1 protein-coding gene is annotated in these 892 nt (G+C 29.9%); it reads left to right on the forward strand.

Translation table 11 applies throughout. From position 1 onward, the window contains the following. Positions 1 to 892: PIN/TRAM domain-containing protein (locus AZI32_RS17105; protein WP_061997160.1), on the forward strand; the 892-nt coding region annotated here is incomplete at both ends.

An 892-nucleotide genomic window follows, 5' to 3' on the forward strand; every position in this document is an offset into this window, starting at 1 on the left:
CTTTATAATAGCTCCTTGGATTATGAACAAATCTAGGAAAATAGCAAAAGCTATGGATAGGGAAATTTCTAAATATCCTCAAACAGATATAATATTAGGTACTATAGGACTAATAGTTGGTTTTGTTATAGCTTATCTTGTAAGTCAATTAATATTGATGTTAAAGATACCTGTAATAGGAAGCTTACTATCTTTATTTACATATGTATTTTTAGGTTATTTAGGTAGTAGAATAGCACTAAAGAGTAAGGATGATATTTTTAACTTAAGATTATCTGTAAATAAGGACAAGAATTCTAAAAAAGAAGAAAAAAGTATACCACCTAAAGTTCTAGACACTAGTGTTATTATAGACGGTAGAATTGCTGAAATATGCCAAACTGGATTTATAGAAGGTAAGCTTGTAATTCCTACTTTCGTTCTAGATGAATTAAGACATATAGCAGACTCTTCAGATGACTTAAAAAGAGTTAGAGGTAGAAGAGGATTAGATATACTTAACATAATTCAAAAAGAATTAAATATTGAAGTTGAAATAAGCAACAGAGATTTTGATGATATAGCAGAAGTTGATGCAAAATTATTAAAGTTAGCTGAAACACTTGGGGGTAAAGTTGTTACAAATGACTACAATTTAAACAAGGTAGCTCAAGTTCAAGGTGTTGAAATTCTTAATATAAATGAATTAGCTAATGCGATTAAACCAGTAGCGATACCTGGTGAACATATGATAGTTCAAGTTGTTAAAGAAGGTAAGGAATCTAATCAGGGTATAGCCTATTTAGATGATGGTACTATGATTGTAGTAGATGGTGGAAAGAAACATATGGGAGAAACTATAAGTGTTTTAGTTACATCGGTATTACAAACACCAGCAGGAAGAATGATATTT

The organism is Clostridium sp. ATCC 25772, from assembly GCF_001573875.1.
GTDB lineage: Bacteria > Bacillota > Clostridia > Clostridiales > Clostridiaceae > Clostridium_J > Clostridium_J senegalense.